The sequence below is a fragment of the Thermococcus sp. CX2 genome (genome assembly GCF_012027555.1).
In the GTDB taxonomy this organism is placed as follows: domain Archaea; phylum Methanobacteriota_B; class Thermococci; order Thermococcales; family Thermococcaceae; genus Thermococcus.
This window is the reverse complement of the sequence record NZ_SNUQ01000005.1, coordinates 25,034-37,755: the sequence shown is the minus strand read 5'-3', so window position 1 is coordinate 37,755 and position 12,722 is coordinate 25,034. Positions and strand designations below refer to the sequence as shown.

Below are 12,722 nucleotides of genomic sequence, written 5' to 3'. Positions count from 1 at the left end.
TCAACCACCCAAATAGCGCGCAAAGAAGTTTTTGGCCTCTTTTTCATCCTCTGCTCCCCTAACTACCATCCGCCCGCCCTTGAATATCAGAATCTCGGCGTAGTCGTCCTCGAACTGGATGAACTGCGACGTCTTGATGTACTCAATGCCGAGGGCATCGAGCCTCTTGGCGAGCTCATCGAGGTCTACACTCATCCTTTCGGGGGGAGTTATTTGAATCGAACCGTCACACATGTGCTCTATCCTCATCTGCTTCTCCAGGAACGTGAAGTTGTGCCTAACGCAGACATCACAGTCCTCCCTCCTCGGGATCTCCACCTTCTCAAAGTCAAGTGTCTTGGTGTCGAAGAAAATCAGCTCACTCTTCACTTCCTTACCCAGGAGAATCTTAGCCGCTAGAGTAACGGCCAGTGAAGCAGCCAGGGGAGGAACGTAGCTCATAATCCCTGCGACGGCGCACGTTGGCATGGGCCTTGAGGGCAGCTTCGGCATCAAACAGCGGAAGCAGGCAGTCTTTCCCGGAATTATGGGCATCAGGTTGCCGTAAGTCGCCAAGATGCCGACGTAAATCCACGGTTTGTTGCTCTTCACCGCGTAGTCGTTTATTACCTGCCTCGTGTAAATGTTGTCCGTTCCGTCTATAATGAGGTCAGCTTCGTCCAGAAGGTGCACCGTTGACGGGTTTAAGTCCTCAAAGTAGCCAATAACGTTCTCAAAGCGCTCCTTCAGGACCTCCACTTTGGGCTTTCCTACATCATCACTAGTGTATATCGTCCTCGGAAGGTCGCTCTCGTCCACAAAGTCTCTGTCTATCACTATTATTCTTCCAACGCCCAGTTTGTGAAGGAAGTAGACCTCCCAGCTTCCCAGTGCTCCGGCACCTACAACTGCAACCGTGCTCTCGCCGAGCTTTCTTTGGCCATCCATACCGATTATCGGGAAGTGCCTCGAAAAGTCCATCTTTACATCCACCATGCTCCCACCATTGGATGCTTCTACGAGGCTCAAAAAAGGCTTTTGAAAACCAAAAGTTCTGGACAGTTCTGGGAAATGCCAACTTTGGAAAAGGATATTAATATGGATTCCAGGAAATTCTTGTCGGTGGTGGCATGGAGTTCTTCGAGGTGCTGAGAAAAAGGAGAAGTATAAGGCGCTTTCAGGATAAGAAAGTCCCGAGGGAGCTGGTAGAAAAGCTTCTTGAGGCTGCTTTCCTTTCGCCGAGTTCATACAACAAAAGGCCCTGGCACTTCATAGTCGTTGATGATAAGGAAAAGCTCCAGAAGCTCTCGAAAGCGAAGTTAGGCGCCTCTGGGCTGGCAACGGCACCTTTAGCCATCGTCGTGACGGCTGATGGTGAAAGGAGCGACGTATGGATCGAGGACGCTTCCATAGCGGCCGAGCATATACATCTCGCGGCCGTTGCCCTGGGTCTGGGATCCTTCTGGGTGCAGATTAGGAACAGGATGCACAACGAGGAGAAGAGCGCCGAGGAATACGTGAGGGAGCTCTTGGACATTCCAGAAAACTACCGCGTTCTCTGCATCATTGGCGTTGGCTATCCAGCGGAGAACAAGCCGCCCCACGGCGAAGAGGTCTTCGAATGGGGGAAGGTCAGCTATAACAGGTTTGGCATGCCATTCGAAAAATGAGGGCATCCCGATTTCATTTACATTTTGAAAACTGAAAAACTTGGAGACTTTTCACATTAGAAATAGTGAGACCAAAAAGATGTACCTCCGAAACACTTTTGGGTGATAAGATGAAAGCCAAGGTTTGCAAATTCTGTGCTGGTGATTACTTGGAGGAAGTCGTCAAGCTCCTCCAAGAGAAGGGCTACGAAGTCAGCGTTGAGGAATGCATCGGTTTGTGCGCCAAATATGAATGCGGCAACATAAACGTCATAGTTATGGAAAGGGAGATTTCAACAAGGAGTTTTGAAGAATTCATAAAGGCCCTGGAGGGGTAGAGATGGTAAAAGCGCTTGTTATAATCTCCAGTGAGGACGAAAAAGCTTTGGTAGGCTTCATGTGGGCTACCAACGCTTTGAAATACAAGTGGGTAGAGGACGTTGAGGTGATACTTTTCGGGCCCATCGAAAGGAAGATTGCGGAGGGAGATGGGAAATTTCTCCAGTGGATTGAGAGGCTGAGGGAGCTGGGCAAGCTTCCCCTTTCGTGCAGAAGGATAGCCGAGGATGGGGGTTTTGCAGTAAAGCTGGAAAAGTACACCAGAGTGGAATACGTGGGGAAGATAATAGCGGACTACCTCGAAAAAGGTTACGTCCCGATGACTTTTTGATGAAAAAAGCTTCAAGAAAAGGTTTTTACTTTTAAATCTTTATTTCCTAAGGTGATAGTGTGAAGAAGGCGCTAATAATCATCATCCTGATACTTCTTTTTGCAGGAAGTGTAAGAGCCGGAGAAGTCAGATACGGCGAGCTAACCTTCCACGATGTCTCGACCGGGGAAGGGCTGGATAACCTCATCAAGGCCCATGATGGAGAGTACTTTTTCATCTTCTACCACTCGGAGAGCTGTCCGGCATGCAACTACATGAAGACGAGCGTTTTCCCGACTGAGAAAGCCAAGGAGGCCCTTTCGAGATTGAACCTTGTTTCCATCGACGTTTACAAAGCGCGCTCCCTTACAACGCTCAGATACAGGGTTTACGATGACGTTGTGGTCATCCAGCCCGACAACGCCGGCTACTACAGGCCAAAAACTCCGGGGGAAGAGATAAGCGTCGGCGTTCCGGGGACGCCAACGATGGTAATATTCAAGGTCGAGAACGGCACCAGAATCCTGAAGGGAGTAGCGATCGGTGCGCTCAATCCTGATGGTTTGGAGTTCTTCGTAAAGACTGCAGTGGGGAGCGATGAAAACCCCCAAGGAGGGGAACAAACTCAAACCACGGAAACTGCAACGTCCCAGGCCCAGGAAAACAACACAAACCTCACCCTCGCGGTTCTCCTGCCGATATTCTCGGCCGGAATACTGAGCGTCTTCTCACCCTGCGTCCTGCCCCTCATAGTCGGCACTTTCTCCCTCACTTTCGCGAGGAGGAGCGTGGAGCTGATAATAGCGGGCATGGTGTTATCTTTCGCCCTCCTGGGCGCTCTGGCGGGTAGTTTTGGTTCCTATGCGGCCCAGATAAGGGGAGCCCTGTACCTCATAGGCGGCCTCGGCTTCATAGTGATTGGCCTGGGCTTCCTGAGCGAGAGCGTAAGCGCCAAGCTTGAGAGGTTCCTGAGCTTTTCGGCATCGGATAAGGTGGCGTCGAAGAGAGGAAAGCTGTATGACTTCGCCCTCGGCTCGGCCTTGGGGGCCACGTGGCTCGGCTGCATAGCCCCTTACGTCGGCTTCGCCGTCATTACTGCCGCACTAAGCGGCGACACCCTAAGCGGGATAATCGTGATGGGAACCTACGGCCTTGGCATGGGGCTGACGGTTTACCTGATTACCTCCTCGAAAGACCTGGGGGACTGGATAAACAGGAAGTTCCTCTCGGGGAGGATAAGCCTCGGCAAGTCTGGCAAAGCAAGGTGGGAACGGGCCTTGGGTGTAATCCTCGTGCTCCTCGGCCTGCTTATGCTCACAGAACTCACACCGTTAAAGCTCTGGAGCGCCCTCTTTGAGGGCCTCTCAAAACTCTGAGGAGGTGGAAAAATGTTCAGATACAGAAGGAAGGTTGGGATGAGCGTTGAGGAAGCCGAAAAGAAGTTTAGGGAGGAGCTCGCAAAGAGGGGCTACAAAGTGATCCTTGATTTCACGCCAAGCGATGTTATCAAGAACAACCTCGGGGTCGAGATGGAGCCCTACAGGATACTCTACGTCTGCAACCCAAAGGTCTTCTACGAGATGACCAAGAAGGAATACGAGATAGGCTCCTTCGCGCCGTGTCCGGTGCTCTTCTACGAGAAGGACGGCGAAACCTACGTGGCCATCAACACCGCCGACGACGTGCTCGACATAATCAAAGAGCCCCTGGAGGTCGTCAAGGGAGTTATAGAGGAGCTCTGAGCTTTTCTTTTTATCAACCACCCCCTTCAAAGCCAAAAAGAGAAAGGAACCCGTCCCAGAGGAACCATACACCTATTGAAACCACGAGCATCATCACGAAAAGCACCACCGGTGCCCAGCGCGATTCCCTTCCGGTTTCTGACAGCTCCTCACGGTAGAGGAGGAGCGATGCAAGAACGAAGAAGCCGTAAACCGAAAAGACCATCAGGGCGAAGGGAATGAAAGTTGGACTTCCAGAGAGGAGTATGAAGAAGCCTGCAAAGGCCTGCTCCGTCAGGACGCCCCAGAGACCGCCAACGATGACGGCCGTCGCGGGGTCGATTCTCCACCTACTTAAAGGACTGTTGAGTTTTTCTGCTTGATATTTTCTCATAGGCCTTTTTTATCCTGAAAAACTCCCCCTTGAAAAAAGTACACTCTTTAATGCAGATACCACATCCAAGGGTCTTGGAGAACACTACCGCACATTTCTTATAATCTACGTACTGTTTGCGGCCATCCTCGAGAATTTTTGGTTTTAGGTAAATAGCGTTTGCTGGGCAGGCCGAGACGCAGCGGTTGCAGACCTCGCAGAACTCAGGAATCCACGAGTAAAGATCCACCCTATCATCGGTGTGGGGAAGATTCTCTATGCTCGTGTATATTGCCGCTATCCTCTGGGATGGACCATTCCGCTCCGATATAAGGAGGGAGTGCTTCCCTATGTAGCCGAGGCCTGCCTTTTGTGCGAGGAGGGGAAAGTTGGTGCTCCCGCCTATCGGAGGGTCGGGCTGGGCAGCATAGCCCCGCTCCCTCAGGAACTCGGAGAGTTTGTAGACCACTTTACTGAGCTCGGCGTAGGTCCTCCACACTTCCATACCAGCAACTAAGCCAAGAGCCTTCTCTATACGCTCCTTTCTCATGTCCATTAGAAGGACAATAGCGTTCTTGAAGAGGAGGGCCCTGTTTTTGAAGATGTACTCCACCGGAACCTCGGTATAGCCGATGGCCGAGACGCCGAGCTCTTTCGCATACGCCTCAAGCTCGCGGAAAAACTCCTCATCGGCCACTCTCTTTGGGTTTTTAGGGTTTTTGCGGACGCTTTTAATGCTTTTGCGCGCGTAGTATGCAGTTTTGATGAGGTATGGGATGATGACGAGCATCTTGAGGATGTGAATCCCGGGGCGGCCATGGATGGCAACAACTTCCGGGACAGTTCTGCCGTCGAAGGAAGAGGGAGAAGGCTCAATCACCTGTGTCCCTGGAGGTACGAGCTTTCTAACGTCGGGGAGGACGAAGGAGACGAACTTTCTGGCGAGCTTGACTTTCAGACTGGTCATCTATCACACCCCTAACTCGAATAATTTGATAGGTTATGCGCTTTTTATCATTTTTACCCTTAGCCAGTTCTTTTTTATCGTCCCCGCAGCCTGCTTCCTCAAACCTTTTAAGTTCACCTCTCAACATATTAAGGATGCATCCAAAGTCAATATATCTACTCTCGATATATTCGCTCAGATTATGAGCCTTTCGGCGGTGTGGCCCATGTCATCCGAAGCGAGTGTCATGAGGAACATGTTCACGGTGCCCATGAGGAACATGATACTCCTGATAATCGCCCTCAAGGGGAAGGCTCACGGCTACGAGATAATCAAGGAGATAGAGAACATCACCTCCGGCGTCTGGAAGCCGAGTTATGGCAACCTTTACCCCATGCTGAACAAGATGGTCGAGGAGGGTCTTATAGAACCTCATGAAGAGTACCGGGGGAAGAGAAGGCTGGTAAAATACTCCCTAACTGACAAGGGCTGGACATACCTGAAAGAAGCGAACGAAGTTGCACTCAGAGGTCTTTATATGGCTGTTCAGTACCACATAATGCTGAGAGAAAAGTTAGAGACGATGGGGTACGGACGTGAAATGGAAACTGAAACCCTAGAGGAATACCTCAAGCTCCTTGAGAACATCCGCGAGACTCTAAATACACAGATAGAGGCTCTGAAGAAAAAGCTGGAGGAGAGAAGAGAGGAGCTTAAAAGGAACCCCTGAACATCCATTTGGAGGGATACCCTCAATCTTATCATCTACAAGACAGGTGATTATTTTTCCTACTCAAGATCACTACCTCGTGGTGCCCGGTTTCTCCAGCGAGACGAGTTCATATGTTGGATTCTCTACTTTCCATCCTGATATTACATCCACGACTCCTCAAGACTGTCAAAAACTTCCTTGTCAGTATCTTCAGTGGGACTATCATAGTCAGTTTCTCGTCATGATTATTAACATTTTCGGAACCATCTGGATTTACTCAATTTCTCCCAAAAGGCTTATATATTTTGAAAGAGAAATACATCGTAGCGGTGGTTTGATGAGGATAATAACTGATCAGAAGACCATTGGAGATTCTGTCCGAATTGCGGAGACAAAACAAAAAGAGTTTCTGAGAGAAAGCAAGGAAACTGGAGATTTTTCAAGGCTTGAAATTGCAATAGCCCTAATTCTGGGGGCAATGGCTATAGGCTTCGTTCTATTTGTGCTCAAAAACCACTTATAGCTATCATTAGGGTAGCAAAAGAAAATTATATAAATCTAATTCACAAACCTTATGAGGTCGAAAGTCGAACTTAATCAGAAGTGATGTGCTATGGTGGAGTTTCGAGAAGACCTTTCTGTGGTTTTAGGTGGGGCGGCCGGACAGGGCATCCAGACCGTCGAGGAGATTCTGACCAGAACGCTGAAGTTCTCAGGCTACAACGTCTATGCAAACAAGGAGTACATGTCGCGCGTTCGTGGGGGCATAAACACCACGGAGATAAGGGTTTCATCCAAGAGAGTACGGGCTTTCGTGAAGAAGATAGACATTCTGATTCCCTTCAAGCGCGGTGTTCTTCCGTGGGTCAAGGACAGGATATCGGAGAGCACAGTCGTCATCGGCGAGAAGGAGAACGTCGAGGAGGAGTTTCTCGAGAAGGTCCACTTCATCGAGGTTCCCCTCACCAAGATGGCGCTCGATGTTGGCAGTCAGCTCTACCTCAACACCGTAGCGGCGGGCATTGTCGTTGGCATCTTCCGCGGCGAATTCTCGGCGGTTGAGGAATACCTGAAGGAGCGCTTCGGGAGCAAGGGCGAGAACGTTGTTCAGAAGAACATCGAGGCGGCAAAGAAGGGCTACGAGCTCGGCCTCAAGCTCCTCGAGGAGGGCGCCGTAAAGGTAGAAGTCCAAAGGGACGAAAAGGTCGGGGACGAGATACTCCTCAGCGGAGCCGAGGCTGTGGCTCTTGGTGCCCTCGCCGGGGGTATGAACTTCCTCAGCTTCTATCCGATGAGCCCCTCAACGGGAGTGGCAGTTTTCGCGGCACAGCATGCGGAGGACTTCGGGATAGTGGTGGAGCAGGTCGAGGACGAGATTTCCGCAATCAACATGGCCTTAGGAGCCTGGTACGCCGGAGCGAGGGCTATGGTAACCACCTCCGGCGGCGGCTTTGCCCTGATGACCGAGGCGCTCAGCCTGGCTGGAATGGCCGAGAACCCGATAGTCATACACCTCGCCCAGAGGCCTGGACCTGCAACCGGCCTGCCCACAAGAACCATGCAGGGCGACTTAAATCTCGTTCTCCACGCCGGCCACGGGGACTTCCCGAGGATTATCCTCGCCCCGGGCAACATAGAGGAGGCATTCTACCTGAGCACTGAGGCATTCAACCTGGCAGACAGGTACCAGGTACCCGTAATAATACTCACCGACCAGTACCTTGTGGATACCTACTACAACCTCCCCGAGTTCGAGCTGGATAAGGTCAAGGTCGAAAAACACATAGTCGAAGCAAAGCCCGGCTATAGGAGGTATGAACTCACCGAGGACGGAATATCGCCGAGGGCAATCCCAGGTTACGGTGAGGATGTTGTTGTAGCCAACGGAAACGAGCATGACGAATGGGGCGACATAACAGAGGATGAAGAACTCACAGTCAGAATGCAGGAGAAGAGGGCAATCAGAAAACTCGAAACCATCAGGAAGAACGCACCGCTGCCAAGACTCCTCGGAGGGGAGGATGCCAAGTACATCATCGTCGCCTGGGGCTCGACGCTCCACATTGTTGAGGAGGCCATAGAGAAGCTCGGTAGGGACGATGTAGCGCTGCTCCACTTCAGCTGGCTCTACCCGCTCAACCTGGAGGCAAAGAAGTTTTTCGAAGGTAAGACCATCATAGCCGTCGAGCTCAACGTTACGGGCCAGTTCGCGGAGCTTCTAAGGAAGGAGCTTGGCGTTGAGGTTCATCACAGGGTTCTCAAGTACGATGGGAGGCCCTTCTCGGTTGAAGAAGTCCTCGATGCCCTCAAGGTGGTGGTAGAATGAACCCCAACGTTGAGAAGGTCGACAAGAGCCGCTTCGAACCGAAGAGGCCAGGGAGCCAGGACATAGCCTGGTGCCCAGGGTGCGGCAACTTCGGAATCAGGAACATACTCACAACGGCCCTGGCGGAGCTCGGCCTTAACCCCAACGAGGTGGCAATAATCAGCGGTATCGGTCAGGCCGCAAAGATGCCCCACTACATAAAAGTCAACGGCTACCACACGCTCCACGGTAGGGCCATTCCAATAGCAACTGGAGTGAAGGTGGCGAATCCAGAGCTGACCGTCATAGCAGAGGGTGGAGACGGCGACATGTACGCCGAAGGCGGCAACCATCTCCTTCACGCGATAAGAAGGAACCCAGACATAACCGTTCTTATTCACGACAACCAGATATACGGCCTCACGAAGGGCCAGGCTTCTCCCACAACGATGAAGGGAATGAAGACGCCCACTCAGCCGTGGGGTGTCTTCGAAGAGCCGTTCAACGTCATTGCCCTTGCCATAGCCCTCGATGCTTCCTTCGTTGCGAGAACCTTCATGGGGTATTTCAGGGAGAGCGTCGAGATAATAAAGAAGGCGATAGAGCACAAAGGTTTGGCCATAGTCGATATCTTCCACCCCTGCGTCAGCTTCAACAAGGTGAACACCTACGCCTGGTACAGGGAGCACACCTACTGGATGGACGACCATGACCCCTACGACAGAGAAGCGGCCTTTAAGCGCGCGATTGAAACCGATCCGCTCCCGCTCGGCGTGTTCTACATCAACGAAAAGCCCACGTTTGAAGAGCTCGTTCCTGCCTACAAGAGGGACAAAACGCCGCTGTGGAAGAGGGAGCCGAAGGTTGAGGAGATAAGAAAGATTCTAGATATTAAAAGGAGGCTCTGAAATGGTAAAAGTTGGTGATGTTGCACCGGATTTTGTTTTGAAAGACCAGAATGGGGAGGAGTTCAGGCTGAGCGACTTCAGGGGGAGGAGAGTTCTGCTCTCTTTCCACCCCTTAGCATGGACGAACATCTGTGAAAGGCAAATGAAGGCCCTAGAGGAGCATTACGATGAGCTTGAGGAGCTCAACGTTGTTCCTGTGGGAATAAGCGTTGATTCAGTCCCCACAAAGAAGGCATGGGCAGAGCACATGAGCCTTAAAAAGCTCAGAATCCTGGCGGACTTCTGGCCCCATGGGGAAGTTGCCCGGAAGTACGGCCTCTTCAGGGAGAAGGATGGCATCTCGGAAAGGGCGAACGTGATAATAGACGAAAACGGCAGGGTGGCTTTTGTGAAGGTCTATCCTCTCGGAGAGCTTCCGGACTTAAACGAGATACTAGCAGTCCTGAAGGGATGAATTAATAACCATGGAAAGAGAACTCAAAGGTGGTGATGGCAATGCCAAAGGCCTGGACTGAAAAAATACTGGATGATCCCGAGCTTTACCTCATAAGGATTGATGACGACAGGATCAAGTACTTCGAGGCCACCTGGGACATCCCGGAGGGCATAACCTACAACGCTTACCTCATGAAGCTCAAAGATGCCGTTGTTCTCTTTGACATAACCAAGAAAGAGTACACAGAGGAATTCATGGAGGCCCTCAAGAGCATCGTTGACCCCAAAGAGATAACACACATCATCATCCATCACACCGAGCCGGACCACAGCGGGGCCCTTCCGGCAGTTCTTGAGGCCAACGGATACAGGGCCCAGCTCATAGGCACGAGCTTTGCGAAGCGCTTCCTTGAGGGATTCTACGGAGAAAAGGTCGTCGAGAACTTCTACGCAATCAAGGACGGCGAGGAGATTAACATCGGCGGAAAAACCTTCCGCTTCATAACCGTCCCGTGGCTGCACTGGCCGGACACAATGATAACCTACGTCGTTGAGGATAAGCTCATCTTCAGCTGCGACGCCGGCGGAGGCTACTCCATTCCCCCAGTCATTGACGACAGCGACGAAAAGGTCGTTCAGGAGTACCTCCCCCACGTGAGGAAATACATCGTCACGGTCATAGGCCACTACCACAAGTACATAGTCCAGAATATAAAGAAGCTCAAAGACCTCGGCATAATTGAAGAAGCAAAGATGATACTCCCGGGCCACGGGCTCATCTGGCGCAAGAATCCGGCCAGGATCTTTGAGTACTACGAGGCTGTCGGTGCTGGGAAGGTAAAGAAGGGCAAGGTTCTCGTCATCTACGACTCGATGTACGGCTTTGTCGAGAGGAGGATGGAGATTGTTTTGGACGAGCTCAGGAAGCACGGCTTCAACCCGGTAGTCTACAAGTTCACGGACAAAGAGGCGCCGGCAGTTAGCGACATCCTCGGGGAGATTCCCGACAGTGAGGCGATAATAATAGGAGCCTCAACTTACGAAGCCGAGATACACCCGAGGATACGCTATGCTCTCTATGAGATAGTTGATAAGGCAAACTACGAGAAGCCCGTCCTCATCGTCGGCGCCTTTGGCTGGGGCGGCGTTGCTGGAAAGAAGATAGAGACCCTCATAACGAGGAGCAAGTTCGACCACGTAGACACTGTTGAATCGCGCGGCTGGCCGACTCCAGAGGACGAAGAGAAACTCAGAGAAGGCGTGAGAAAGCTCGTTGCATGGATTTCCTGACCTTTTTATTATTTGACCCCACTGCGTAGGTTTAAATACTTCAAACACAGATATTACATTAGGTGATACCAATGGATGAAATTCTTGATAAACTTGTTGAGCTCCCCCTGAGGGAGATAATCGGCTACGCTATAGCCTCAGAAGATGACGCCAAAGCTTTTTATGAGCGCCTCGCCTCCAGAACAGGAGGGCTGCTCAGAGACTTCTTCCAGACCCTTGCTAAAGCTGAGAACTCCCACAAGGAGACTCTTCTAAGGCTGCACGAAACGCTCTTTGGGGATACCGACTACACCGTTCCCGAAGGGATACCCTTCGCCGAAAACTCGATCAGGGTCGACACTGTCGCCAACCTCGTAGAGGCTATGAGAGTTGCCCTGCTCAGTGAAAAAACCTCAGAGAGGCTATACACGCACCTGGAAAAACTCCTCCCAGAGCACGGGGCCATATTCGGATTTCTGGCGGCGCAGGAGAGATCCCACTACGCGTCCATAAAGTCCCACGTTGAATATCTCGAGGACGTCACGGAGGGCAAGCCAGAATACGTCAACGCTCCCATCGAGCACCTTAACACCCAGCTCGAACTTTACCTAGCGCCCCACACGCGGTCGTGAGGTGACAGCGTGAGGGTTGTAATAGTCGGCGATGGGCCCGGAGGAGTTGAGCTTGCCAAGAGACTCTCGGGGGACTTTGAAGTAACAATAGTGGACAAAGAAGAGCTCCCTTACTACTCAAAGCCGATGCTGAGCCACTACATAGCAGGATTCGTGGATGAAAAGGCCCTTTTTCCGTATTCAGCCGAATGGTACGAGCGGAATGGAATAGACCTCAGATTAGGCGTTGAAGCCAAGGTCATAGACAGAGCGAGGAAGGTTCTCGTAACGAGCAGAGGGGAGATTCCCTATGACGTCCTCGTTCTTGCGACTGGCGCGAGGGCAAGAGAGCCTTCCGTACCCGGGAGGGAGCACGTCCTGACCCTAAGAACCTTTGACGACGCCAAGATGATAAGGGAAAGGCTTGAGGAAGAGGGAGAAATCACAGTCATCGGCGGCGGCTTTATAGGGCTTGAGCTGGCCGGGAATGTTGCCAAGGCTGGCTATTCTGTCAAGCTCATTCATAGGAGCAAGAATTTCCTCAGGCTGGACGAGGAGCTAAGCGAAAAGCTCCAGGAAAAGCTGGAGGAGGTCGGAGTTGAGTTCCACCTCGAGGCCAACCTCCTGAAGGCCGATGAGAACGGTGTGGAGACCGATAGGGGATACATCTCTGGGAGGCTTAAGGTCTGCGCCTTCGGGGTAGTTCCCAACAAAGAGCTGGCTTTGAGGAGCGGAATCCACGCCGGGCGTGGAATATTCATAGATGCAGGGTTCAGAACCTCCGCGAAGGACGTCTATGCAATAGGCGACTGCGCCGAGTACAGCGGGACGATATGCGGGACTGCCAAAGCCGCCGTGGAGCATGCAAAGATCCTCACAAACCTGCTCAGGGGGCAGGATAACAGCCACGACTTCTCCTTCTGCTCGGCGCTCTTTAAGTTCGCCGACTTAAACGTTGCATTGATTGGAAGAACAAGGGGAGAAGGCAGGTGGCTTGATGAAAAAACGAAAGTTTTCTACAAAGATGAAAAGCCCATTGGGGCAGTTGTGCTCGGAGACGTAAGGAGAGCCATGGAGGTTGAAAAAGCAATCAAAGAAGGGCTGCCTATTGACTGAAATGATAAAGTGTACAAACTCAGGGTTTGGAAAATCGTTATATACCTCA

General features: G+C 51.7%; 16 protein-coding genes. 13 read left to right on the top strand and 3 right to left on the bottom strand.

The genetic code is table 11. The features are described from left to right. On the bottom strand, positions 1 to 975 hold the full coding sequence (locus tag E3E23_RS08970) for a HesA/MoeB/ThiF family protein (protein WP_167908126.1): 975 nt from the start codon (positions 973 to 975) through the stop codon (positions 1 to 3). Positions 976 to 1,109: 134 nt separating this feature from the next. Between E3E23_RS08970 and E3E23_RS08965 the strand changes: the two genes are divergently transcribed. The 5 genes from E3E23_RS08965 (at position 1,110) to E3E23_RS08945 (ending at position 4,019) form a co-directional block, all read left to right on the top strand. Beyond that, positions 1,110 to 1,649 carry a nitroreductase family protein gene (locus tag E3E23_RS08965; protein WP_167908125.1) on the top strand — a complete coding sequence of 180 codons (540 nt, stop codon included), beginning with the start codon at positions 1,110 to 1,112 and terminating at the stop codon, positions 1,647 to 1,649. A gap of 110 nt (positions 1,650 to 1,759) precedes the next feature. Continuing rightward, positions 1,760 to 1,966 carry a hypothetical protein gene (locus E3E23_RS08960; RefSeq protein ID WP_012571816.1) on the top strand — a complete coding sequence of 69 codons (207 nt, stop codon included), beginning with the start codon at positions 1,760 to 1,762 and terminating at the stop codon, positions 1,964 to 1,966. A 2-nt stretch (positions 1,967 to 1,968) separates the two neighbouring features. Then, entirely contained in the window at positions 1,969 to 2,298 is a 330-nt protein-coding gene (locus E3E23_RS08955; RefSeq protein ID WP_167908124.1) for a hypothetical protein, read from the top strand. 59 nt (positions 2,299 to 2,357) lie between these two features. Next, positions 2,358 to 3,653, top strand: coding sequence for a cytochrome c biogenesis protein (locus tag E3E23_RS08950; RefSeq protein ID WP_167908123.1), 1,296 nt, complete (start codon positions 2,358 to 2,360; stop codon positions 3,651 to 3,653). A 12-nt stretch (positions 3,654 to 3,665) separates the two neighbouring features. Next, positions 3,666 to 4,019, top strand: coding sequence for a DUF302 domain-containing protein (locus E3E23_RS08945; RefSeq protein WP_167908121.1), 354 nt, complete (start codon positions 3,666 to 3,668; stop codon positions 4,017 to 4,019). Between the two features lie 13 nt (positions 4,020 to 4,032). Here E3E23_RS08945 and E3E23_RS08940 read toward each other — a convergent pair whose 3' ends face one another. Beyond that, the gene (locus E3E23_RS08940) at positions 4,033 to 4,392 is read right to left on the bottom strand and encodes a hypothetical protein (protein WP_167908120.1); all 360 of its coding nucleotides are present in this window, start codon (positions 4,390 to 4,392) and stop codon (positions 4,033 to 4,035) included. Continuing rightward, positions 4,349 to 5,338, bottom strand: coding sequence for a 4Fe-4S dicluster domain-containing protein (locus E3E23_RS08935; protein WP_167908119.1), 990 nt, complete (start codon positions 5,336 to 5,338; stop codon positions 4,349 to 4,351). Before E3E23_RS08935 ends, E3E23_RS08940 begins: the two co-directional genes overlap by 44 nt. Positions 5,339 to 5,543: 205 nt before the next feature. On the opposite strand from E3E23_RS08935, the gene E3E23_RS08930 reads away from it, so the two are divergent. From E3E23_RS08930 to E3E23_RS08895, 8 genes are all read left to right on the top strand, one after another. After that, the gene (locus tag E3E23_RS08930) at positions 5,544 to 6,047 is read left to right on the top strand and encodes a PadR family transcriptional regulator (protein WP_240920786.1); all 504 of its coding nucleotides are present in this window, start codon (positions 5,544 to 5,546) and stop codon (positions 6,045 to 6,047) included. Positions 6,048 to 6,366: 319 nt separating this feature from the next. Continuing rightward, positions 6,367 to 6,552: a hypothetical protein gene (locus E3E23_RS08925; protein ID WP_167908118.1), complete on the top strand. Its 186-nt coding sequence runs from the start codon at positions 6,367 to 6,369 to the stop codon at positions 6,550 to 6,552. Positions 6,553 to 6,642: 90 nt separating this feature from the next. Further along, positions 6,643 to 8,355 (top strand): 2-oxoacid:acceptor oxidoreductase subunit alpha, encoded by a 1,713-nt coding sequence (locus tag E3E23_RS08920; RefSeq protein WP_167908116.1) that lies wholly within the window; start codon positions 6,643 to 6,645, stop codon positions 8,353 to 8,355. After that, positions 8,352 to 9,242: a thiamine pyrophosphate-dependent enzyme gene (locus tag E3E23_RS08915; protein ID WP_167908115.1), complete on the top strand. Its 891-nt coding sequence runs from the start codon at positions 8,352 to 8,354 to the stop codon at positions 9,240 to 9,242. The genes E3E23_RS08920 and E3E23_RS08915 overlap by 4 nt, the downstream gene beginning before the upstream one ends. Before the next feature lies 1 nt (position 9,243). Next, complete coding sequence (locus tag E3E23_RS08910) at positions 9,244 to 9,696, top strand: peroxiredoxin (protein WP_167908114.1); 453 nt, start codon at positions 9,244 to 9,246, stop codon at positions 9,694 to 9,696. Between the two features lie 41 nt (positions 9,697 to 9,737). After that, complete coding sequence (locus tag E3E23_RS08905; protein WP_167908165.1) at positions 9,738 to 10,967, top strand: FprA family A-type flavoprotein; 1,230 nt, start codon at positions 9,738 to 9,740, stop codon at positions 10,965 to 10,967. Positions 10,968 to 11,038: 71 nt separating this feature from the next. Next, a complete protein-coding gene (locus E3E23_RS08900) occupies positions 11,039 to 11,578 on the top strand; it encodes a ferritin family protein (RefSeq protein ID WP_206205704.1) in 540 nt (179 codons plus the stop codon). A gap of 9 nt (positions 11,579 to 11,587) precedes the next feature. Beyond that, on the top strand, positions 11,588 to 12,673 hold the full coding sequence (locus tag E3E23_RS08895) for an FAD-dependent oxidoreductase (RefSeq protein ID WP_167908112.1): 1,086 nt from the start codon (positions 11,588 to 11,590) through the stop codon (positions 12,671 to 12,673). The last annotated feature ends 49 nt before the right edge of the window (positions 12,674 to 12,722 follow it).